The organism is Acinetobacter sp. WCHAc060006, from assembly GCF_004209135.1.
In the GTDB taxonomy this organism is placed as follows: Bacteria; Pseudomonadota; Gammaproteobacteria; order Pseudomonadales; family Moraxellaceae; genus Acinetobacter; species Acinetobacter cumulans.
Genome location: NZ_SGSS01000012.1, coordinates 55,952 through 82,209, shown reverse-complemented (window position 1 = coordinate 82,209; position 26,258 = coordinate 55,952). Strand labels below are relative to the sequence as shown.

Genomic DNA, 26,258 nt, shown 5'->3' with positions numbered 1-26,258 from the left:
CTATGACTACTCATGATTTAAACGAAAAAATTAAATGGATCGACTTATCACAAGCTGGTGTATATCTCGATGTACGGCGTGTTGGCCAGACGGATAGCCAATTACTCTTATTGGACGTTCAAAAAAAACTATCTAAAGAAAATTTGAATAACATTGGTTTTACACCGATGAAGTTTGAGGCTTATCCTCACTTTGACGGTCACTTGTATCAATACAATTTGAATGAAACGATCAAACCAAGACTGTTTCATGAAGTTTTGGGTATTCCAAAAGAATTTATCCGTAGTGTGCTTGCGACTCGCCAAGAATTGCATGATTTGTTCAATGCCCAAGCAAAAACATTGGTGCCACAACGATTGAACGTTGCGTTGAATAGTGCAACTCCACTCGGTTATAACTCTGATGGCAACAAAATCTATGCTTCAGCTCATAACCGTTTTTACGTGAATGCCCAAGGTACGCAAATACCTGAAGGTCCTAATGATCAGCCGTCTAGTCTGTACTTACGTGCGACCAAGCAAAAAGATTTAAAAGAATGCTTAAGAGGCTATATCTATCAATTAGAACATGAAACAAAGAGCCATAATCACCAGGACTTTTTAAAGTTTTTAGCTCTAATCACGCAAGCCAAAAATGCTGACGTTGATGTATCCAAGGTAACAGATAAACAGATCCATACTGCAGAAGAAGCGCTTGAAACAGTGATGGTCGAAAAGTTAGGTGAGCTTGATTTTACTGAGAGCTCATTTAAAACGAGTTTAGCGTTATACAATCGCATGCCGACTAAGACCATGCGAAACAATACGATTCGTATGTTACAGCAATATTCGACTCCAATCCCGATGTCACTTGTGGCTCAGCGCTTATTGATTGAGGGTGATAACCGAACAAAACAAAACTTTTCCGTGCTCGAGCCAACTGTGGGTAATGGATCTTTAATCGGTTTATTAACCCAAGAGCGTAATGCTTCTGTCTATGCGGTTGAGTTAGATCCCAAACGTGCTGAACGTACAAAAGCACTGACTCAAAATTATGAATGCACGGTTGTTACTGCAGATGCTACACAAATTGATTTTGAGCAAACGTTTAAGCAAAAAGTTGACTATGTGATTGCCAACCCTCCTTTTGGTGCTATGGATAAACTAGAACGTGTTGCACCAATTTTGGTTCAACAGCGTAACGGCGTAGATCCAAACCCATTATTGGTAGATCCATCAGAAAACGTCTGGTTCAGTACGGATAAATTGGACCATGCCATTCTGGTTAAATCACTAAACGCACGAAACGATCAAGGGCGTTCAGTTTTCATTATTGGCTCAGATAAACAGATTTCAGATGGTACGGTTGAGCGTAAATCAAAGAATTTACTTAATTATCTCTATAAGCATTATGAAGTTGAGGCGGTTGTAGAAATCCACGGCAATGCATATGCACGAAACGGCGCTAATCAAAATGTTCGTATGTTAGTGGTAGGCAATCGTAAAAACGAACAAGCGTTACTACAAACTTACCAATCTTCTGTGGTACCAGATAAGTTGAAAGTCATTACGGACTATGACGAACTTTGGGGATGGGCTAATAACGTAATCTATAATCGTTTGAATCCGAATAAGGATCTATACTTCAAGCCAACTACTCCGACTCCAGTTGAGCAACAAGCACAACAAGCACCAGTGGTTGAACCTGTTGTTGAGGTTAAGCCTGTTGAAAAAGAAAATGACGATTTGTTTGCCAGTCTAGGTGATGAACAGCCTGTTTCGCCACTTGAAGATATTGCATCAAGTGTAACGCCTACGTCTGCAGTCACTATGTTTGATGAAGTCGTGGTCGCTAAAGAAGAAGAGATTAAGCAAGAGGAAGCTGTCAAACCAAAACCGATGTTTGGTCGTAAACCTAAATCAAAACCGAATAAAGTTTCTTTTGACTTCGGAACCGTTGAAGTTAGTACGCAAACAACCAGTTCAGATGATGATGTACCTACACCAACTGAAGCTACACCAACGTTTGAAAATGAAAATGACAATGATTTCGTGCCTGAGGTAAAGAATCCGCACGAGAACCAAAATCTGGATGAAGACCTTGACGATGACGTTAATCTTCAAGTAGGTGATACCACGGCGACCAATGAGGGTGAAACACCTGAACAAACACCAGCTGAAGAACCAGCGGTAGAGCAAGTAAAACAGGAACCGGGTTTAACTGCTGAAGAGATTGCTAAGTTAAATTCTGAATTAGCGATCGGTACTGAGCAAAAAGAAGAACCGACTGTTGAATCTGACCAATCAAATTTACAGCCGATTGTTCCTGTTCCTAATGCTGAAAACACAACAGAACCAACTCCGGAAAATATATACCAAGTTAAGTATATACCGATGTCTATGGCATCTGAGCCAATTGCTTTAGTGGCTAAAAACCAGATTAAAGCGATTAATCAGGCAAATGCTCAATTGACTACACACATCCAAAATGTATTAGGTTTTGGGGGTATCAATTTCCAAGCTGAAGTCGATAATGGTAACTACCCTACTCTTGTTGATGCCTATGTCGCTAAGAAATTGCAATATGACAATTTTGATGCACTAAAGTCCGCTTTTGCATGTGAACAGGTCGATGCGGTTGCCCATATCATTTTACGTTTTGACCAAAACTTACCTGTGCTTATTGGCGACCAGACGGGTTTAGGTAAAGGTCGTATTGCAGCTGCGTGTTTACGATATAGTGCGTTAAGAGGAAAGCCCCCTGTTTTCCTTACAGATACAACGCAACTCTTGAACGACATTTGGCGTGATATTGTTGCTACAGACAGTGACAAGTTCTTTAAAGATCCGTTTATCTTTAACTCGGATGCTGTGATTAACCGCTTTGGTACTGAAGAGGTTTTATTCACTGGCCAAGATCTACCTAAGGAAATTGAAGATATTCCAGCGCAACATGACTTGGTATTGGCAACGTATAGCCAATTTAACCGACCAAACCGTAAACGTGCGTTATTGACTCGTTTTATTAATCAAGACACTGTTTTGGTGATGGATGAAACGCACCGTGCAGCATCCTTGAAATCAGCTACAAGTCAATTTTTCTTAGATGTTATTGATCAGACCAATCTAATTAATTTCCAGTCTGCATCGGCAATTAAGAAACCTGAAAATCTTGAATTCTTCCATAAATTGTTCCCTCGATCCGTATCTCGTAATGACTTACAAAAGGTTATCGATAATGCAGATGGTCCAATTTTGGAGTTTATTTCTGAAGGTTTGGTAGATAGCTCTGCAATGATTCGTAGAGAGCAAGATCTCTCGCACATTACCATTCAAACCTTTGTGCCAACTGAAGAGGAAATTAAGAAATTTCACAATTACTCAGATGTTCTTTCTGACATCTTGACGGACATGGTGAAATTTTCTAAAGACATTCGCCTCGATGCGCTAGAAAACATTGCCAATGATGATGATGCTGTTGCCAATTTAGACTTTCATCAGGATTCAGACGATCCGAAAAACCGTTTAAGTTTGAGTGTGATGAACTTTGGATCTCGAATGTACCAGATCCAAAAGCAATTCCTATTGGCATTGAAAACTGACTCTACAAGTGATGCTGTGATTCAGGCGTTACATGAGGGTAGAAAGCCCGTGATTGGTTTGGAAAATACGGGTGAGAGTCTATTCAACATTTTGATGCAAAGTCACATGGAAGCGATTTTAAAAGCAGATACGGCGCAAGACGTTACCGCTGATTCGCCTGAAAAAGAAAAAGCGTTTAATAACTTCAAGTCGGTATCGTCAGAAATTGAATTTCTTGAAAGTGAGCTTCAAAAACTCATGATCAAAGAAAACCGTGACGCTGGCGATGAAAAAGCAGCGAAAAATATTCAAAAGGAATTGACTAAGCTTGAAGATAAGCGCGGTAGCTATCTGCAAAGTCAAATTTCTGTTTTAGATGAACTCCCACAATTCCGTGACTTGCTTGAAGTGATGTTAGATCGCATCGATGTGGTGAAAGCTGAAGATAACTACGGTAACTCGTTCGTTAAGAAGCTCAGTACGGAAGTGACATTTAATGAAAACGGCGATCCAGTGGTAAGTCCGTATAAAATCATTTTGGATCGTATCAAAGAAAAGATTCAAAAGTTCCCTGACCTACCTTTGATGCCTTTGGACGTACTACGTAACAAGGTGACAAAAGCTGGCTTCAAGATTGATGAAATCTCTGGCCGTCAGATCCACTTAACGGAAACAAGAGACGGCAAATGGAAGGTTAATAAACAAGAGAACAATACGACACAAGGTAAGATTTTGGTTCAATCAAAATTCCAATCTGGTGAAATCGATGTTGTTATTGTGACTCGCTCTGGTTGTACGGGTATTTCTCTACATGCAGCCAAAAACCCTGATCCTACAATTCCATCGGATCACTTGCGCCAACGTGAGTTGTTTTTCTTGCAAAAACCTGAGAACTCTACCGATACGATTCAGATGATCGGTCGTGTGGGTCGCCGTGGTGAAGAATCACATCCGATTATGACGACAGTAGATTCGGGTATTCCAGCAGAAACACGTATGCACTTAATGATGATGCGTAAACTGTCTACCCTATCAGCGAACGTCTCTGCCAACTCAGAAACCAAGTTTAACGAAAACGATTATCCTGACATGCTCAACTACATTGGCAACCGGGTAGCGTTGGACTATTTAAAAAATAACGTAAACTTGGCGAACACACTTGATATTGATATTTCGGATGATGAAAAAGGACCATCATATCGCACGGCGCAAAACTATCATGTGAACCAGTTGCTATCTAAACTGATTTTGATGCCGATTAGTCAGCAAGAACAGGTTTATCAAGACTTGGTTGTTGACTATAACGATAAGATCCGTGAATTAGACTTGTTGGGTCGTAACCCTCTCAAGACCAACTTTTTAGACTGGAAAGCTAAAAAAGTCTGTGAGTTTGAAGTGAAGGACAACTTCTTTACCGTGACTTCAGAAACAGAAGCAGCCAAGATCAATACCTTTGATCTACCTGTGCGTTTTGAAGGTCTGCAATACATTGAACATGTTGAGCCATTACGTGCTGACAATCTAAAACTCATGTTCAAAGAAAGTGATGATTATCTGGTGCGTCAATTTAAACGTATCAATGAAAACATCAATGAAACGGTACACGGACTACTACACTATGCCTATAACTTTGAGGCATTGATGTACCAAAAATATGAAGGCTTTGCTAAGCAAAAGTTATTTTTCAAAAATGGGCAAATGCGTGGTGAAGTGATTCGTGATTATCGACACGAAGTATTTGATCATTTCGGTGTTGTTGAAGCCAATGTAAAACACATTGATGATATTCAATTTCGTAAACCTGATGATCACTCTGCAGATGCTTTTGAAAAAGTAGCTGAAGCGGTTTATCTTGCCAATGATCCTATTTTGACCTCTAACTTTGATCGCATGTATCGAATTGTTCAGGATCTAAAATTCTTGGCTCGTTCTATGGAAAGGAACGAAAAAGAAGGTCATTCAGCGCATGGGTTATTGTTCCTTATCTCAAAACCTAGTCTTTTTGATGATGAAGTGACGCCAGATCACAAAACAGGTGCTTTGCTACGTCTAGACCTACCGCCGTTACGTGTAGGTGCAATCACACCGAATGCGGTTAAGCTTGATTTGGTTTACCCTGGTGATAAGAAGTCGTTTAAAGTTCCACTGATCAATTACACCATGCAAAATGCCAAGCAAGACTTGGATTGGGTAGCTCCAGTGAGTGAAAAAGGACGTATTATCCTAAAACGCTTCAATCCTGAATTTTATTCTTATGCTGATGTGAATAGACGTCATGTTGAGGATCGTCAACCCTTGGTGAACTTATTTACTGAACAAAACAATTATTCCCGTTATACGCGTACCTATTTTGAGAAAGCGCCGTCTGGTGATGTCACACGACAAGCGATTACCTTAACGGGCAATATGTTCAAGGCACATAAGATTGTCAGCTCACTAGATCTACGACATTCAACCGTTATATTTACCGATGCTGATGGTATGCGTAACCGTGCGTTATTATTGCCATCAAATACACCAACTGACTTGTTTGAAAGCTCTCTTGAAAACCAAGTGACGTTTAAGCAAGTTAAAGAGATTGCGAACTTCTTTAATCAATTGCCTGTAAACATTGATTTCAACCGCAATAACTATGTGGGTACTAAGGTTAATTTCCCGTACAAGAAAGCAAGTATTGAGTTCTACTACAACGGGTCAGACTGCTTTAATGTGACGGTGAAATCTGTTGCAAAACAGTTCAATCGCTTTATGTCGAATACCAACGTATTCCATGATCCTAAAGGCGGTAAAACAGATGAATCGTTGAACATCCACTTTACTGAGCCAGGCCGTAATGAGTTTAGATTTGCGCTTGATCTCAAGGATGTTGAACGCTTTGTTGACGAGCTGGACAGTACAACCAAAATTGAAGCTGCCTTTTTGGATTTAAAATCTAAGCTTCCTGATGGTAATGATTACTTTTTAAATGAAATTAACCGTATGCTTAATCCTCCAGAAGAGCCAGCTTATAAGGCTGAGTTACCTAAGGGTAAAACCTTAGATAACGATCAAGAAATCCAGCAATTATCTTTCTAAAACCCTCCCTTAAAAGGTATATACCAGACCATACGTGAATAACAATTACGTGTGGTCTAGTTCGTATATACCATGTATCATATCCGTGACGATCACATTGACGTTTTAAAAAACAAATACAGGTATTTTATGTGCAACTCTAATCCCTTAGAGGAATCTTCTAATAACTCAGATTTAGTGGATTTTGACAGTGAATTAGACATCACAACTGGTTTTAATTCTGACTTTAAAGAAGACTTTATTTGGAATGTTGATACAGATTCTAAAAAGGACTCTTAAAACCAGGAAGGCCACCTGTCATAAGGATCAAATATGGACCAAAGCCCTAAACAAGATAATTTTGACGAGCAAACACTTGATCAACTGCAAGACGGCCAATCATTAACTTTCAATGAGGGCCTGGAACAGTGGGATGATTTAAGTTTGGACGGCGTGGAATTTCAATCCATCCAGCCTACGCCACAACAAAACAATGTTGCACAAGATCAATCGCAACAATACCAGTCTGAACCATATCCCAATGATCCCCTATCTGAACCTCCATTAATGGAAGAACCGCCAGTCATGCAAGATGATGGGTATCAAAATAATCAGTATGATCAGTATGAACAATATGATCAGCCTATGGGCGGTAACTCTGTACCTCCTGGGCACCCAGATTATGATTACGCTCCCCCTCTTGAAGATACTCGGTTGAACGATGATGAACCGATGTTTTTTGACGAAGGTGATTATGAGCGTAGTAGTTACCCGAATTACGAGAATGAACGGTCCATCATTCCTGAAAACACGTTTGATCTTTCCGCTGTCACTGTCAATGATTTAGCTGAACTTGATCCTGTTCTGATTGGTAAAGTATTTGATGCACTTGAGCAAAGAGAGCCAGCCAGTCAATTAGAATTCTTTGCAGACATCGGGCTTGATCTGCAGAATGATGATGATCTTAAGTTTATTGCGGCTCTGAATAAAATCCAGACTAAAAACGCACTGGACCAAGGATTAGGCAATATTGCTGAAAATAACAGTTCATTGCCAGTTGAAGACCGTGTTTATACAACTGCAGACTCTAAATTATACCTATCAGACAATGATCCTGATTTCCTCCTTTCCAAAGAAGAGAATCCATTTGAAGCCGTTCAAGTGGCTGAAAAAACCCTATTTAACTTTGAGACAAAATCTTTTATCACTCAGCCCTACTATGGTTTAAGCCTGAAGGGTGCAACTAAAGAAAATGCCCTCAACTTCCTGAGTAATCGTCAATTCGCGATTGAAGGCCTGATTAACCAAAACCAAGTCGTGCGTGAAGCAAAACAGCAGATCTACAACGAAGTTACGGGTGCACCGAATACCTATTTTTCAGGTGAATTAACCGATAAAAACCAAATTAACGCATTGATGCGCCAAGTGCGTGACTTTTGCTTAATTCGTGGGATTGAAGCTGAAGAACTTGGCTTAGTGCCAAAATCTATCGTCATGGATCAATGGCGTGTGAATAGCGACCATACAGCTGCTCGACTTGAACAACTTGAGATTCACTATCTTGAATTCAATACGGACACGTTAACCAAGGAAGTAATTCAGTTATTAGAAACCCGTGAACATAGCGACCAGTTACAAGCTGCTCTACTTTTGAAAGAACATAAAGAAAATCAGAAGACTAAAGAGACAGTAAAGGAAGATGTTGAATCAGCTGATCCGAATGCACCAAAAGGTACACCAAAGAGCACATTAAACATTGCTGGTGGTCCACAAGACAAAGCAAGTTTGGCTGCAAGTAGCGTTGCCTCTAAAAGCTTTAAGGATATGCGAAATGAGGAAGGTAACGAACGTCCTCCTTTAGCGCGTGAAAATAGCCACGGCCATCCACGAACGGTCGCTGATGAACTCGCTGCGCTCAGTGCAAAAATGATTGCAGTCATGATTGAACTGGTTAAGAAAACAATCAAGTTGATCATTGCAGCGATTATGGCCATGTTCAACAAGAACAAAAGCCTTGATAACCTGAAAAACATTTGGGATAAACCAATCAATCCTGATGTTACCGTTAAAAGTAACCATCCAGACGCACAACAACCCGAACAGCTTGCCAATACAGCCGATAAATCAAAATTGACTGAACTTGGTAAGAATGCCGATATTTTAAAACCGATCTCTAAAGAGCAAATGTTGCCTCTTTTAAACGATCCATATACCACTCAACTGAATAAAGACCGTGACGGCGTTACCTTAGAAGAATTCGATCTAAATGTCGGTAAAGTCTATGCCATTGACGGTGAACAATACATCGTGATTGATGTAGTCGGTAAGGATTCTGTCGAAGGTGTTGAATCCTCTACCCCATTTATCAAACTAGTTAAAGAAGCAGATTTACCGCCTCAAGTGGAAGGTAGCGATGCACCTACCCCGATTACGCCGTTCTATTTAGAAGCGATTGAAGACAAAGTAACGTTTCTCTCAATTGAAGAACTGCATGAAGGCATTAAGTCTGAAAAGATCCATGAGTTTGAAGGTCGCTTTTTTGAACCCATTTGTTCTCAGTACTTAGAACAAGCACGTATGTTCCTTGGTGCCGAATATCCATTAGGGCAAGATCCAGAACAAATGACTGAAGAAGCCAAAGCTTCATACAAAGATCAGTTTATTCAACGTGCCTATCAATCAGGTCAAATAATTTCGGATCAAGTAAAGAAAGTCAAATCTAAACTTTCAAACCTTTTGGGTAAGTTTAAAGGCAATACTGCAGAACAGTCGGCAACTCAATCAGCACCGCAAAGCCAAGACCAAAACAATGACGGTAAACCAATGAACCCTTATGACAGTATTTATGTTGATCATGATTCTGACTTAGAAGCATTCTTTAAAGACCGTCACAACAATGTTTCTTATGCTGAAATTGAACAGTTTGTCGGTATGGTTTATGAAGATGAAACAACCCAAACCAATATGGTTGTTTTGGATATAGCTTCCGATAATCTGGATAAACGTGCGATCGTTGTGCCTCTTTCGGTGATTGAAGATCTCGAAAATATCACTGAACAAGATGTGCTTTATCTTAAAGACATCGTGAATGAATCCTCTACCGTTCCACTGTATGAGCTGGAGTCTGTCGAGCCGATAGACGAGTTAAATGCGCTTGGTAAATTTTCAAGTGAATATTTAGACAAGCTCAAAGCCGATACCATCAACAATACTGCAGAACAGACTAATACTTATGCCAGATCTGCCGAACGTGAACTTGAACTTTCAAAAATGATTTTGGAAGGCAAGCTCAGTGTTGTAGGTGCCATGGTGAAAACGGATTACGGTCAATTCGTGGTACTGACTTCAGATTCGGAAGGTCATAAATCAATTGCACCCGAATACAACGCCGTGGCCATTACTAACCTTGATCGTCAAATTACCACGGAAGATATTATTAATGCCGGTATTACAACGATACCGCGTAAAGATATTTTAGAGTGGAATACTGTCACGGCGCTCAATGAAGAATCTGCCAATCAGGTGACTTATTTAGATCCTGAAGTTTACCAGGCAGTAAGTAATGCAATTCATCAAAATCGCGAAAAAGAATTGATTCAAACTTTGAGTACGTTACAACCCTCTGCAGCACTCAATAGCATCGGTTCAAAAATCATTACGCAAGATGGCAATACATATATTGGTCTATGCGCCAAAGATGATGGCAAATCAGGCGAGTACTACGCCGTAAAAGCTCCAGATAATCAACTCTCCCCGATTGGCGCAAGCTATATCAATGATGTTGGTGTTGAAGTCATTAGCCGTAGTCAAATTGCTGAATTTCAGAATGCGGAAAATAATCAGCAACAACTAATCAGCCATGATGTGTTTGTTACATTGCTAAATGCAGTCAATAACAGCAATGAACAAGAAGTACTTCACCTCTTCTCTAACTTGGACCAGGTGAAACAACAAATTAAAGATTCGTTATTCAGCGAAAAGGAAAGTGAAAAAGTGATTGAACAAAATCAATTTATTGAACAACTGAAAAACAATAACCTTGTGAAAGCCGATCACATTAACGCGCTTAATCAAATTGCTGATCAGATTCAAAATACGCAACTGAAAAATGTTGTTAAAGGTATGGCCTCAACCGTTGTTGCGCCTGAAAACTCTCAAAACGAGATGTATGTTCAAAGCTTTCTACATCTCAACCAACGCCTAGACACGTTACAACAAGATTTAAAGCTTCAAGCAGCATCAAATCTTATGAATGCTGAATATAAGCAACTTTTTGAATGTATGGATGATCATCTAGTACTACCTACTGCGTATGGTGATGCCAAGTTTGTAAACCTTAATAGTGTTGAGCCTCGTATTGTTGAATTTAGAAACTCGGCTGAAACAGGTCAAATCTTTGACAGCTTCAACGCCGTGATTGCCGAAACAGGAAACGTGGAAATTGCGCTTCAGCACTTAAAGCAAGAGATCTTAACCGATCACTATATCGCTGCGATTCATGAGGATGTGAAGTTACACCGTCTAGAACAGCAAGACATGGAAAAAATCAAAGAAGTGAATCAGATCCTTGAAGCTGATTTTGATAAAACTGGCCTACGCTTAGAAGCGCTCCAAGATGGTTTGAATCTCAATACTAAAAACTACTTAGACCAAGTAAAGCTTGAGAAAAATACGACATCTCAATTTTTGAGTGACCTTGATAAGCATATAGATTTAGAAGTCGCACGTAGAAACGATCATGACAATGATCAAACATTGGGGCGTTAATCATGGATTTCTATAAAAACGTAACTGGCGACATCGATGCGATGATTGCTTTTGATAAAATCTTAGGTGGTTTTGGTCAAAATACAGTGAATACCACGCGTGAGCGTGTTCAAACCAACTCTAAGCATGAAAAGGTAGAGCGTGAGATTGAAGGTGCCAGTCCGTACCTTAAAAGCGATTATGAGCTATTTGTCGAGCATCACAATATGTTGATGCAAGAGTATCGGGCAACTCAGCTACATTTACGCAACATCTTAGAAAAGAAAAATGAGGTTAAAAGCATTCAAAAGCTTGCGGATCTCTGCGAACGGCACCAGTGCTCCAACATCGCTCAATTATTCGTTGAGAAAAATGAAGATGAATATGTATTGCAATGCTTTCAAGACTTTCAGCAAGACTTAGAAAACAATAATGCTCTCCGAAAAGACTTTAATCACTTTTCAGACTCGTTTGAAGCCTACCGATACAATATGGAGATCTGTAATAAGCTTTCTGGTATCGATCAGCCGTTTACCCTTGAACGTCCGAATGACAGACAGTTGAATTTCGTTATCCATAGTCATGAAAATATCAATAAAACATTGTTGGACTATCAGGCGAAGATCATTGAGCAACAAACAACTGTAGACCAGCTCAAGCAAGATGCTTCCTATACTGCCCTATTTCCGATCGCAACCAATGATAAGAACATGTTCTCAATTGCAGCGACCGAAGTTTATGTAGAACAGTCACCAAAATATCAAGACTATCTTAAGGTCATTAAAAATGAGCTTAAGAACATAAACGAAACGGGTAAAAATACGTTTAGTCAGCATTACAAAGATACTATTACGCAAAGCAATCTTGAAAACGTTAAAACTAAAGAAAGCGCTTCAACTTATAGCAATGGGTTTTAATTAATTTTAAATAAAAACATTTAGGGTGTTTTAAGATAGAATCTAAATACCCTTTAATGGAGTTAAACATGATTCAAACTAAAATCACTGAACCGACAAGAACGCCGTTTAATCCTCATGGTTTTGCAGATGCAACGCCTTTACATGCGTTTTACTTGGAATTATTAGAAAAGGGATTAATCCATAAAGCTCTTGAAGAAGGTAATTTGGAATTTGAAAACCAAAACTTGTTCATGACGATCGATTGGGAATCAATAGACGTTCAAATGGATGCTTATACGTTTGATGTGAAATTAGATATTGTATGTGGCGTCATACTTGATGAACAAAAAGTCACGAATAGCATTCAAGTGTTTATTAATGAGCAAACTTTGTTTATAGCTTCAGCTAAAACCTTTAACCCTAAATCTGGTCTAACGCAAAGTCTTAACTTTGATATTCCTTTACGTGTTTTAAGTCAAATGGGCTATTACGCCCTACCTCTCAAAGAGGACTAAATCGTGGGAATGAGCATAGAAAGCCAAAACATAGCATTGTCTCAAGAGCCTACAACCTTTGTACCAGAAGCTTTTGTACACTCTATTAACTACTTTTGTCAGACCTTAGAGAACACTTTTCATTTTGATAAGCGTTCACTCAATTTCTTTGAATCAGGTACACCAAAAGAATACGGCTTGTATCTTACTGAACAGCATTGCCTTGTTTTTTTGAATGCTTGCAGTAGTGGCTATCTTGGCGAAACACGCAAAGTTACCAGCTTCACCGCTTTTGTGCTTTTAAATCAAAAAAATAATGAATCTGAAATGCTCGACATCACGTTAAACGATCCAAAACGTGTAGAGGAACATTTCAAAACTGCGTCTAAAGATCAGATCAATATTTACTTAAAGAACGTGCATGAATTAAGTAATTTTCTGAAAAATAAGTACTCGGATTCAGGTTTTTTAAAAGATATTGTGACTGAGGAAGGTTTTTCTAAAACCCTAAAGCCATCGGTTTTACAGGAATGCTTAAAAGAGGAAGTAGAGCTAATTAATACTTTAATGTGTTTGGTTAGTACTCAGTTTATATATATTACGACAGCTATTATTTTTAAGCGTCCTATTTTAAAAGAATTCATAAAACTATGTTTAACCAATGAGAAGTATATACTACAATATGGTGAAGAATGGTATTATGATTCTATATATAAGTTCGCTAAAAGGATATATGAGTTAAAACACCTTATAGCTACCTTATATTTAAGTAGTGAAGCTGTAGTAAAAGATGTTGTAGTGCTTTGCGAACTTGCTTCTAAAAAACATTAATCATAACTCTTTTAAAGGGCTAGATATGCGTAACAATCACAAGAAAGCTAAAAGGCTACAACAAGTTCGGGGCAAGACTTTAAGGACTAACCCTAATCTACAAAATGTTAAGCCAGCTTTTAAAACTAAAAGTGCTTTAAGCATTTTTGTTGCTACCGTTATTGGGTGTTCAAGTGCTATTGCAGTTCAACAAAGTTCCGTTGCTTCTGTTACCAGTAATACTCAAAACATGGGTAACTTAAACATCGCAACATCATCGACCATTGCAAGTAGCTCTGGTGGTGATACGCCTTTGTCGAATTCAAATAGCGGATATTATTCGTCTACCAGTTCTAATTCGTCATTCAACTCTACTGCTGCTGAAAACAACTTCATGGCGGTTAAAAAAGGTGAACAAGCAGCTGCTCAAAACATTCAAACCAATATTGAATCATGTGCAACTGATGGGATCGGTAAAGTCGTTAAAGACAACTTAGATCTACAAATGACGGTTTGGGGTCGTCCAATCGATATTAACAAAATGTTCAGTCCAGCTAGTCAAGGTGGCTGTTTTGCTGACATCGGTAAAATCATTGACCTTTCTGTGACTATTCCATCACTTGATACAATCATCAATGCAGCGCAACAAATGGTTGTCGATTACGCGACTAAAAAAGCGTGTGACGCAATGAAAACTGCAAGTACTGAACTTGTTGGCCCATTGAATGATGTTATAGGTGAAATCAACAAAGCTGGTCAATATACTGATGTATCGGGTGCGCTTGGTACTGCTGTGAATGGTCAACTTGGTAAACTTGATCCTGGTCTAGTTATGCCTAGCGGTGCTTTTGAGGGTGGAGATACTTATACAATCAATGGTAGTAGCTCAACTGCTCCAGTTTCTTATTCAACTGATCAAAAAGCCAGTACTAGCACACCGTCTAACGCAAAAACTTCAGGTTCAGAATCTACTTCTGTCACCCAATCAATTAAAGACTTTTTCTCTTAAGTTGGGGGTGGTATGAAAAATAGAAATAATCTGCGTAAAAGAAGAATTACTGTTAATCAGTTTTCACCTGTTAAAGCAATTGCGGTGGGTACTTTAACGGTTGGTCTATTATCCGTACCACTTTTTACCAATGCTTTTAGTCTTGGCACTATCCTTTCTGAGCTTGCAATACAAGCTCAGCAATTGATGGTACGTTCTGCTGTGCGTGTATCTACTCAACAAACAGCGGTCAGTGCAAATCAAATTGTTGATAACCAAACGCGTGATTCAGAAATGATCGTTGCTGGTATTCAAAGTGTCGATAAAAATATTGAGATCAAAAAAGCGATTTTAAATTCTGGTACGAATGCTGCCCTCCCTGATTCAGCTTTTTGTACGGCTCTTGAAGAACGTGAACAAACCGATCTCAATAGAAACTTAAAAGACTTTAACGTTTCTAAATACATGCAAGATGTTTCAGGGAAACTTTTCTCAAATTCAACAGATGAAGCAACCTCACCATATGCGTTTCACTTGGCGACCTCGTGTGGCGTAGAAGAAGCAAAAATGGGTGTCTGTAATTTGATTCCAAATGGTCTGCAGTATGGCGACATTGATACTGCTTTTGTTTTTTCTCGTTCTCGACTTTCTGAACAGCAAGCGACTGTTGCATTGAACTACTCGTCAATTGCATCTAACAACGTTGTTCCAGTCGGATTGATGGAATGCTCTTCATCAACTTGCGTTGATTTTCAAAATAAATACATGGCTGGAAGTACTCTTTCATCACTGGCTAACTATTCGGTGGCTAATAATGTGATGCAACGCACTACACCAAACTCCAATGCTTCAGCCAAATTCTTTGAGTAATGACTATGAGAAAGCGTAAAAATACTTTAAGACAGCCTAAAGGAAAATCAAAGTTTGTACCTGTCATTTTAGGTGCAACTTTGGTGATTAGTAGTCCTGTTTTTGCTGAATGGGCTACGGTTGGTTTGGGTACGATTATGAGCGAGATGTCTTCTCAGATTCCTAAGCATGCAAGCAACCAAGCAAATGATATTCAACAAGTATCTCAAAGTACCCGTAGAAAGTTAGATGATTCGACTGAAAACATCGTTGCAGCGCTTAAAGTTGCGGTGAAGCAAAAGGCGCAAGCTGCTAACCAAATTACCGATGCGACAACTAAAAACACCCAAACTATTGCCTCTGGTATTCAAGCGCTTTTACAGTCAGATACCATGAAAAAAGCACAATTTGCTTATGGCGCCAATACTGGTCAAGGCTTTAAGTCTTGTGAGGTTTTGGCTGAAAATACAAATATGTCGAGTGCATCTGGTCAAGTGATTGATCAAGCAGCTGATATGGCGACTCAAACTTCTCAAGTCGGCGGTAAATTAGTTGGCTCTCAACAGGAAGTGATTAATCAACGCCTAAACGTGCATAAAGCTGAATTCTGTACGGTTGCTGAAGCACAAGCTGGTCAATGTACGTTGTCTAAATTACCGGGTGGCGATACCAATGCTTCCCTACTGTTTAAGTCTGTTGCACCTGGCTCAAAAGAAGCTCTTGCAAGACATTACGTGCGTGAAAACATTTTAGGTACACCAGATAAATCATTGTCTAATGCAACGGCACGTACTCCAGCTGGTCGAGATTATTTGCAAGCAACCAACCAAAAAACAGCTTTACTTGCTATGCCAGCGTATAGCTTGGCGGTTATTGACGCGCAAAATACAAAATCATTCAAAGATATTGACGGCAAAATGGTGTCTGCCAACGATTTGATCGACCAAACAATCGCACGTTACTACGGTGGTCCTGAAGCTAAAAAATGGCAAATGGCGATGGCGATGCAAGATCCACGCGGTCTACTTAAAGAAGCCAATATCATTAACGGCGTTTCTGTTTATTTAGATCTTCAAACTTACAAGCAAAGTTTGCGTGAAGAAGGTTTATTGTCTGCATTACTTTTAGCGAAATCTCAGCCGATAAAAGATGATGTGAAAACGAAATACGGCCAGTCAGTGAAAGTTAAGCTTTCACAAACTATGCCTCAATTTTAAGGAGACTAAATAATGCGTACTCCGAAAAGAACATCACGTAAAGTTATGAAAGCGCCACAAGCGCACGGCTCTCGTTCAAAAATTAGTGCACTCGGTTTAACCCTCGCCATTATTAGCGGTTCTGCATCTGCTTATTACTGTGCTTCCGTGGGCAACCCGATGGCAGTAAATACCTTGAATATGCTTATTCAACAGGCTGATGCGGTGGAAAGCGCTGCGTTACGTGCGTTGGACACAAACTTATCTTTGGGCATTAAAAAGCAACAAGATGATGTGACGGCAGCGATTAAGATCCTGACGAAACAAGAGGCTGTATCTGCTCAAGGTATTTCAGATAACGCACATAAAAACGCACAAAGTCTTGTAACGGCGTACCAAGCTGTTAAACAAAGTGAGCAAATGAAAAAAGCTCAATTTGAGTTTGGTGCACATGGCCAAGCATTTAAAGCGTGTGAAGTTTTAGGCGATCGTGAACAAGCTCAACAAGACAATAAATCTGCTGATAGTTCAATTTTAAATAAAGTTGGCTCTGAAGTGGTTGCTGCGCCTGGTGTCTACATGAACCCTCACAAAGCACAAGAAGCTATGTTACAAGCTCATAATGAGTTTTGTACCACTTCTCAGGCTGCGTCTGGACTATGTGGTGCTGCTGGTGAAAATGCTGGTCTAAGTTTACAAGCTTCAACTTTATTCACGACTGCAGCGCCAGACACGGCGATGGCTCGTGCTCAAAATGCATTGATCAACAACATGGTTGGTCTACCTGATGCTCCAATTGACGGTAGAATTGCGAAAACATCTGCTGGTCAAGATTATGTGATGGCTAAACTGGCGAAAGATGCTTTAACTTCTCCAGCAATTACCTCTTTGAAAGCAATTCAAGCGCAATACTCCCCTGTTGCTGGTGGTGGTACCAATAGTCATGATTCAAGTACCAAACTTGCACCGATGCAACACTTGGAAAAAAGTGTCTCTCGTTATTTAGGTTCAGGGCAAGATTACAAAGACTTTGCTAAATCACAAGCGATTAAAGATGAACGTGGTTTGATGGTCGATGGTTTAATTCAAAGTACTGAACGCTTGAACTTGCAATATCAACAATACAAGTCAAATGAACGTAAAGAAGCGGTATTGGCTGCGCTAGTTTCTGCTGAAAGCAAATTAACTGACGGCTCAATTGAAGTGACTGATCGTTCTAAGTCTACGGGTAACATTCGTAGGATTGCACTTTCACAAGCAATGGCAAGTAAATAGCCTGATTTTTTCATTATCAGGCTGATAATGAAAAAAACTTAAAAAAAAGGGATGGTTTTAAGCCATCCCTTTCTTTGTTTAAAACCCTTTTAGATAGTTTCTTTATATAAATTCTCTTATAATCTTTAGTATATACCGTTCAAAAGTAACCGATGGTGCTTTGATATTTTAATTAAAAGATGCTTATACATATTGCCATGGAGTTTATATGTCAACTAAAAAGAAATGGTTGGATCTGAGTAGCTTTGGCGCTCAACTTGTAGTAACCCCTAAAACTGATTTAAGAAACCAAGCAGCCATTATTAAGATTAAAGATGTTGAGCTTTTAGAGAAAAAGTTGAACACATCCTTAAACAGCTTCTTAACAGGTTTAAAACAGACTGGAAAGTTTGTTTATATCACCAATGAGCAAAATAACGACCTTAGTTTTATGTATAAGAGTTCGCAAGATAGTCTCTCTCTTGCTGACATAAAATCTGTTTTTCCTTACGACTCTAAAAATGACCTCATTGAAATGGATATGTCAGATATATATCTGCAAAACCCAATGAGTAGTGCTGAAAAAAACCAGTGGCAATCCCTATTTGAACTCAATAATCAAAAGTCCGTTGTGCTTTACCAAGCAAAACAGCAAAAACCGTTTGCCCCAAATACAACCATTATGGGTGCGGTTAAACAATTCAATAAAGCAGATTTAGGCTGGAATAAGCTACCGACATTACTGCAGTCAGTAGATCCATTGCCGTTGGCTGATTTAGACAATTACGGGTACCAAGCAGATAAAACACTGACTCGTTATTATGTTGATAAAGAAGCAGCGCTAAATGCTGGACTCATAGAAGATACGATAGAGCCTATTGAACTAAGCAAACAGCTAGTGATTTCGGTTAATTCAGGCGGTGAAGTACTTGCCCTAAAAGATATTACGCAAATCCCTGAGCTGACCAATTATAAAATATCTTCACATCCAGCATGGCCAGCGTATAACAGCTTACCGAAGCAATTTATTGATATTCGAGAGCTGAATAAGGGGCTGAATACGAGCATTGATCCAATTGTGAATGCGCTCAGATCGGATGATCATGCCGTTAATCACCAAGGATTGATCAAGCTTCAAACCTTAGTCACGAAAATCAATGACTGTTTGTATTCATACGAAGAAAACAGCATTCCGTCAGCATTGGCACCATTTGGTATAGAAACAACTGCGTTACAGCTGGTGGACAATGATTGGAAAGTTTGGGAATACAACAACCAAACTTTAGATGTAGAAGAATTCGACCTTGCCGATAAGATTAAGGACCTGATTCAAAGCGTTCAAAATAATATTAATAATTTAAGAACATTTGATCCCTACTCTATTGGTGATAGCAGTTTTGATCGTGAATTAATTTCTGAAAGTTTGGATGACATCGGTACAAGTTTAGAAAGCTTGGATCTCAATCAAATTAAGCAAACCATACCGCCTGAACCTAAGGTTCCAGTAAAACGTTTGTTCAATCGAATTGATCACTTTTTTAGACACACCAAGTTTAAGCCGAACATTCCAGAACCAGTCATTAAGGACTCTTTGACTAAACTCGCTTTAATGCGAAAAATTAAGCAAGAATACCTACAAAAAATTGCAAAGCTCAAAGAAGAACGTCAAGCGATTGTTGAAGCGAAAGCAACACATACCATCAGTGAGCGTATTGAAAAAGCGGTTGCGATTCAAGTCGCTGTTGCTACTGAAAATGCGTATGTTTTGGATCAGCAAGCCTATGACGATCAAGCTTATGAAATGGAATTGGCATTAAGTCAGTTAAACATTGCTTCTACGCGTCTGAACAATCTTTATGATAGTTTTTTTGATTCAGTGATAGACCGTGAAGAATACGGCACGGATCTGGATAACTTCCTACAAAGCGTTGTCACCGATGATGAATTGCAAGATGAAATGCAACGTCTATTGGATGAGGCGAACGAGTTTGAAGCTACTCACACCTCAAATGACATTGACATTTATCATTTCAACGTTGATCTAGGTGAAGAACCTAACGGGCTTTGGAATGAAGCTGTTAACCAGTTTGATGTGGTTCATTATTATGATGAACAAGATCAAGAGTTATCTGCAGTCGAAAAGTTTGAATATTCTATTTTGGGATATTCACCATCTCAAGAATCTGCAATGCCAGATTTTAACGATATGGTGTTCTCGAATGCTGTATCAGTGCTGGATAACAGTATTGAGGACATGATTGCGACCAGTGCTGAAAATGTAGGTAAAAACTACTTTTCATTTCATCAGCAAATGCCTCGTATTCTTCAACAACTGCATAGTATTAATAGCCAATTTACGGCGCTTGGTGATGGTGATGCCCATAGCATTGCATCACAATATTTATCGGATGAAAGCTTAGAGCGATTCTATAACCTGTTAGAACAGGACGGTAACTACAAGGGTTTTAATAAGCGTATCGATGTGGCTCATGTGCTTTCTGAGCTGAGTAGCAATATTGGCAACAATCCTGACTCCCCTATCCTTAACCGATTACCTGATATTAGGTCGCAACTCAATCATGCGATAAATGAGGAATTACGTGTACGCACGAATCCTGGTAATGCACTGGCCAACGCGATTGTTTTTGCTGCGACCAATGAAGTTTTGTCTTTAAAAGAAACACTCGAAAAAGATGAAATCTATGTGGTAGACAGCTTTCAAAACTATCTGCCTAAGGTGATACATAAAGACCACTTCAACTCAAATACACAAGAACAGCTTTTTGCCTTAAATAAAAAGGTCGCGGTAAGTATGGCGTATAAGCGCTATCTACAAGACTTTTATCAAAATGCCGTGGGTGAAGAGTCTAAATCTGAAGCGGTTACTGCCATTATTAATAATGAGCACAAGCATATTTTGATGGCACTAGGTTATCTAACACCGACCTACAATGAAGTCACGGCGCCAAAAGACTCGAAAATTGAAAATGTCGTCACGTTGACTGAAGAAGCGGTAAAAACCTACCTAGCTGAAGGTAACGCTTTGATGGTTGAGCCTGAAGTTAGCGCACGTTCTTTGGCGGTGTATAGCAGTACGATAGCATCTGATCAGAACTTCATTCGCTTACTGCCGATGGATCTAGGTCAAAAGGTTAGTTCATTACAAAAGCAAAAAACCATTATGATTAATGGTGCTTCTTCGTTTGAACATATCCTGAGCTCTAATCCGATCAGCAAAAACAAGCTGACCTATGATGACCTTAAGAATGTAATTCTTAATCGTATTTTGACCAAGGAAGCGGTACCGAAATATGAAAAAGGCTTAAAGCTTGATATTGAAGTTAAGAATGTCTATGAGCATGCATCAAGTTTCTTGCCACTTGAAAAGACCGATGTTAACAGTGAAAATGACTTTGGCAATCTCTTTAAACATGGGCTTGTGCTTGAAGCATTACAATCGACTCCAGACTCACTCAAGAATGGATTTAACCTCAACCGTGATTTAATCAATTCTGCCCTACTGCAGTCATTTGAAAATCGTTCTATTGAAGAATGGACGGCACTAAAAAATAAATCTCTCGAGACAAAAACGGGATCTCTTTTAAGCATTATCACCAATCCAGAACGTATCAAAGAGTTTGAGTTTCCTGAGATAAATTTTTATCTCACGGTTTCACCAGCTGATGAACAAAAGCACGGTGCGATTAACTTATATTTCAGCGGTGAACAGATTCCGTCTACCGATCGCTTAATCGTTAAATCAAGTCTGAATGACTTAGCTGCAGACGATAAGGCGCTGTTTAAAGCTTTGACGCTTAGCAATGATTCAGTTTTAAGTACGCAAGAGCAAATGCAGTACTTGATCGACTCATTAGAAAAACGCTATCAGATCTTCCAGTCGATCGAAAACCTACACCTTAAAGAAAAGGTATTGTTTAACCCTGAGTTGGACGATTACAAGGCATTAACTTTGCGTGATGCCGATAATCAATACATCGATCCAACGGCGAAACAAGATCTAATCGATTTTGTGAAAAGCAATGATGTGATGACCAATGTTGATTTGATGAACGTCTTTACCGACTACATCCATCAAAAAGAAATGGATCAAGCGTTTGAAAACGGCTCCAAAATTATTGTGGCCAATGACGGTGCTGATTTAGTGATTTCTGTCATAGATAAAGACACACCAGTTTTACAGCATGATCAATTACGGGTTTTTGATAATGTTGAGCAGTTTGCTAAATTCAACGAGCGTGGTGGATTGTTTAAAGACTTCCAGTTAAACGGGATAAAAGCGCATCTTGTGGACCAAGTATTAAATGATCTTGGGTTACGTGAAAACATACTGCAGACAATCAAGGTGCCATTATCACCAAGTTTTGAAAATATTGATGTTAAAGGCCTTAATGAGATTGTGGCTGTTAATATTTCAACATTGGTCAATAAAATTGATTTTGCCTTTGGTGAAAAGCTACTTGAATCTAAAGACCGGTTCGATCTCGCGATTAAAGTTGCCGATGATCAAGCTCCGTTAAAACTGGCCATTGTGAATAATGCCGAACATCAGCAATTTGTTGATCAAGGCTATAAAATTCTTCCTACGCCAAAGCACCCGAACTCTAAGAACTTCTTAATTACTGATTTTGCAAAATCATTCAAAAAAGCAGAATTATTTAAGTCTCGCGATCAAGTATATAAACCTGAACATATGGTTCAAAGCGCACCTGTTGTAGAAGTTGCCCAAGAACCATTGGTTGAAGAACCGACCGTAACTGAGCCTGAAGTTCAAAAGCCTACTGAACCAGAAGTACAGGAAACAACGGTAGAAGTTGTAGAGCCGACTGAGCCAGTTGCTCCAGAACAAACATCACTGTTTGAGTCTGAGGGTAAGCCTGAAGCTGAAGCACCAAAAGAGCCAAAAACAACCAAACCGAAAGCCACTGAGCCACGTTCTGAAGTTGGACTTATTGAAGATACGGGTATGAAAATGCCTGGTGCGAAAAAGGATCTGTATGGTCCACGTTTATCGCTCAGTCAGATTCAAGATATGTCGCTTTTGCAAGTCAAAAACCTAATTACGCGTGACAAAATTTGGAAAAAGGAATCGGTTTTACAAGCAAAAGAAGCTGGTCGAGATATTTACATTCACTTGCTGACTGACGCTGTACGTAAGATGACGAATGATCAGCCACGTTATCCGCTTGAAAATGCCACTGAAGAACAGTTTAAAAAAGTAGGTGCTGGATACTATGACGCTGTTTTAAGTATGCGTGATGCATTAATGGAAGCAAAAACAGTTCGTGAATTTATTCCTAATGCATGTGATTTATACGTTCGTTTGAATGAAGACAAAGATCTGTTCACGGCGTTTAAATCATTAGATCGGTCATTATTTTCATTGGTAGAAAGCTATGCTGAATATGCTGCCACTGACATGATTATTAGTTCTGAATTGGCGAAAACCGATAGTAGTGAAGCACGTAAAACGCTCACTGAAGCACTTCATCATTTAAGGAAAGAGTTACCGCCAGTTAAAGGCACCTACTCTATCTATAAAAAAATACGTAGTGCGATTGATGCCAAACCGTTCCAAGACAAAGTAAAAGCGACTGTTACTTTTAGAAGTGGCAACATTATAGATTCGAGTACGCTATTTAGCAGATCTGATGCTGGTCTATCTGAACAGGTCATGGATCTGTTAACTGCTAAAAAAACCAAAGACGCAACTGCAGAGAATGATGATACTCAAGAAGTCTCGTTATCTGAAAAGAATGTATCGCACATTGTAGATGACACGGCGAGTACCTTAGATGCCCTATTCAAAGAGTATGCTAAGCCTCGTACTATGCGTAAGGCATTCAAGCTCAGTGATGTGGTTGTGACGGAAAACATTGCTTCACGTAATGGCCAAGATGTTACAGCACATACCTTGCAAGCGACCTTTGGATTTAAAGCCGTAGAGTTTGGCGAGTACTTGAACCAGAGCGATCGTCAAATCGCGTTAAATAACGCATATGACGGTTGTTTCGCTCTTGCTAAGGCACTTGATATAGATCCGAAATTTGTTGGCTTTAACGGTATGTTGGGTGTTGCTTTTGGTTCGCGTGGACGTTCCGCTGCGATGGCACATTATGAGCCATCTAACCGTGTGATTAACTTAACCAAGAATTCAGGTTTTGGCTCGTTTGGTCATGAATTTTTCCATGCCTATGACCATCTCATTTTTAGTGCGATGACACGCAATCAACCAAAAATGATGATGGAAAACGTACAGCCTTATCTAACTCGTTTTGCAGAATTGAATAACATTAAGTCTGAGAAGTATGCCAACATTAACCAAGATTTGTTGCAAGCTGCAGCCAAAGTAAATCAAGCGATGTATTACTTGCCAATGAAAAAGGATGACTCGATAGAAGTACTTCGCACGAATCTTGAGAATCAAGTCAAGTTTTATGAAACCAGCATCAAAACGATTTTGGATAAAACATTGGTAGATCAACCTGACATTGTTGATTTGTTTACGCCAGATAGAGACAGCATAAAAGAGAAAATTAATACGTTTATTGCGGAACGTGGCAAGTTGCATACTGAACTATCTTCATTGATTAACTTCGCTAATCGTCATGAAGATCCTGAACTTTTCCAAAAGGACGCCATACAACATAGACGTTATATGCACGTTGCCCAAGGCTTGCATAAGTTCTTGTCTGAAAATGAGTATCCAATCCCACGGACTGAGCTCAACAAATATATCTCGCAATCTCGTTCTGAAATTGATCATGATCGTGTCTTTGCAGCGCAAGTACTTGGTGCAGCGAACAGTACAGTCTTTAGATCAGTTGTATTCCGTGATTATCGACAAATGTTGCGTAGTCAGTTTGCGATATGTGCACTCGACTTCATCAAAGAAAACAGCCCTAAACCATTGTCAGATGAACACTTAAAGTTAATTTCTTTAAGCTTACAGACGAACGATCGCTTAACATCAACTAATCAATCTCAGCTAAAAACTGATTTCTACAAAAATGCGATGGTATTAGAGGGCTTAACAAGTGCTAAGAAGCCGTATTGGACGACCGCACATGAAATGTTTGCCCGTAGTGGTGAGCAGTACTTACAAGTGACCTTAGCAGAAATGAACTTGCGTAATGATTGGCTTGTTTACCCATGTCCTGAAGGTGGTTCATCTTCTGTAACTCAACCGCATGGTATAGAAAAAGATGCAATCATGAAGGAGATTCGCGAATTTACGGTGAAAGGCCTGGACTATATTCAGGAAAATATTGCTGAACTGCGTTTTGCTGATCATCAGCAGTATGTCAGAAATGCAATGCACTTCTTCCAACCGGGTACAGATCAACATGAGAACCTAGTTAAATGGAATGAAGTCATTAATGAGATGTCACAAGCTGAATACGATGAATATTGGACTAAGCTCATGACCAACATTGAAGTACAAGCAGATCCAGAATTAAGCAAACAAAAGAATAGCGATCCTGAATTGGCACTATAAGCAATTTTGAGATCTTGGATGCTATCCCCTGTGGGTGGCATCTTTTTTTTATTTAAATCTTATAAATGGAATCAGGGGGCACTATGGCAATAGCAATTCCAAAGCAATTTGCTGGTTTTGGTCTAGCAGTTGCAATTATATCTGTGGCTAATCATTTCGGATTGGTCGATCTCTTTGCTCAAAGTGCTACACGGGCAATATCGAAACAAGCTCAATCAGTAGAGTCAGCCAATCCAGGCCAACCGAATGAACCTGAAAACGGTCTACAAATGGCAAAAGACTATGCTGAACATCAAAAAATGGTAGCCAATAGTGCAGCCATGCCATTTAAAAAAGAAGTGATTAATGTTTCCAGTATGGAAAACACACAACATTTTGGTCCTGTTTCAATGGAATCTCAAAATGTTGATACTGTGTTTATCATTCGAGATAAGGCCACTAAAAGGTTACGAGCCGTTGTTCAGGTACCCAAAAAGCAAACTGTCAATATATCTCTTCCAATTGGTCAATACACCATTCAATATGCCCAAAACAATTATATTAAGGATGCTCCATGGCAAGGATTAAATAAGTTTTGGGGATACGGCACTACCTTTTTAGAAAGTAACCTTGAGCATAATGTTACCTTGGTCCAATATCCGAATAATAGTGGCTACTTTATTCGTGGTACTGGAATTATTGTAGGTGTAGAAGATGGCACCCAACCAGACGAACTCGCTAAAAACGAATTTGTTAAAATGTAACCATCAGCTTTAAGCAAGATGTCACCTATACGGTGGCATTTTTATTTATAAAAAAAGAAAGAATAGTGCACGGTTTTAGATGGTTTTATTAAAAATGATAGGTATTTAAACAGTGCTATTTACTCGGTATATACTATTTTAAAGAATAA

General features: G+C 39.3%; 11 protein-coding genes. All 11 read left to right on the top strand.

The features are described 5' to 3' along the window. Window positions 1–2: 2 nt before the first annotated feature. The 11 genes from EXE29_RS09105 (at window position 3) to EXE29_RS09050 (ending at window position 26,109) form a co-directional block, all read left to right on the top strand. Window positions 3–6,635, top strand: coding sequence for a strawberry notch C-terminal domain-containing protein (locus tag EXE29_RS09105; RefSeq protein ID WP_120364233.1), 6,633 nt, complete (start codon window positions 3–5; stop codon window positions 6,633–6,635). Window positions 6,636–6,947: 312 nt separating this feature from the next. Continuing rightward, window positions 6,948–11,381, top strand: coding sequence for a hypothetical protein (locus tag EXE29_RS09095; protein ID WP_120364232.1), 4,434 nt, complete (start codon window positions 6,948–6,950; stop codon window positions 11,379–11,381). A 2-nt stretch (window positions 11,382–11,383) separates the two neighbouring features. Continuing rightward, window positions 11,384–12,277 (top strand): hypothetical protein, encoded by an 894-nt coding sequence (locus EXE29_RS09090; RefSeq protein ID WP_032055064.1) that lies wholly within the window; start codon window positions 11,384–11,386, stop codon window positions 12,275–12,277. A 68-nt stretch (window positions 12,278–12,345) separates the two neighbouring features. Then, window positions 12,346–12,774: a hypothetical protein gene (locus EXE29_RS09085; protein WP_005028693.1), complete on the top strand. Its 429-nt coding sequence runs from the start codon at window positions 12,346–12,348 to the stop codon at window positions 12,772–12,774. Window positions 12,775–12,783: 9 nt separating this feature from the next. Next, window positions 12,784–13,584: a hypothetical protein gene (locus EXE29_RS09080; protein WP_227555118.1), complete on the top strand. Its 801-nt coding sequence runs from the start codon at window positions 12,784–12,786 to the stop codon at window positions 13,582–13,584. A gap of 25 nt (window positions 13,585–13,609) precedes the next feature. Then, complete coding sequence (locus EXE29_RS09075; protein WP_044108754.1) at window positions 13,610–14,572, top strand: hypothetical protein; 963 nt, start codon at window positions 13,610–13,612, stop codon at window positions 14,570–14,572. Between the two features lie 12 nt (window positions 14,573–14,584). Then, window positions 14,585–15,421: a hypothetical protein gene (locus EXE29_RS09070; RefSeq protein ID WP_005028686.1), complete on the top strand. Its 837-nt coding sequence runs from the start codon at window positions 14,585–14,587 to the stop codon at window positions 15,419–15,421. Between the two features lie 5 nt (window positions 15,422–15,426). After that, the gene (locus tag EXE29_RS09065) at window positions 15,427–16,617 is read left to right on the top strand and encodes a hypothetical protein (RefSeq protein ID WP_005028684.1); all 1,191 of its coding nucleotides are present in this window, start codon (window positions 15,427–15,429) and stop codon (window positions 16,615–16,617) included. Between the two features lie 12 nt (window positions 16,618–16,629). Further along, on the top strand, window positions 16,630–17,871 hold the full coding sequence (locus tag EXE29_RS09060) for a hypothetical protein (RefSeq protein WP_005028681.1): 1,242 nt from the start codon (window positions 16,630–16,632) through the stop codon (window positions 17,869–17,871). 208 nt (window positions 17,872–18,079) lie between these two features. Further along, window positions 18,080–25,366, top strand: coding sequence for an LPD1 domain-containing protein (locus EXE29_RS09055; protein ID WP_120364231.1), 7,287 nt, complete (start codon window positions 18,080–18,082; stop codon window positions 25,364–25,366). Window positions 25,367–25,449: 83 nt separating this feature from the next. Beyond that, the gene (locus EXE29_RS09050; RefSeq protein ID WP_005028677.1) at window positions 25,450–26,109 is read left to right on the top strand and encodes a hypothetical protein; all 660 of its coding nucleotides are present in this window, start codon (window positions 25,450–25,452) and stop codon (window positions 26,107–26,109) included. The last annotated feature ends 149 nt before the right edge of the window (window positions 26,110–26,258 follow it).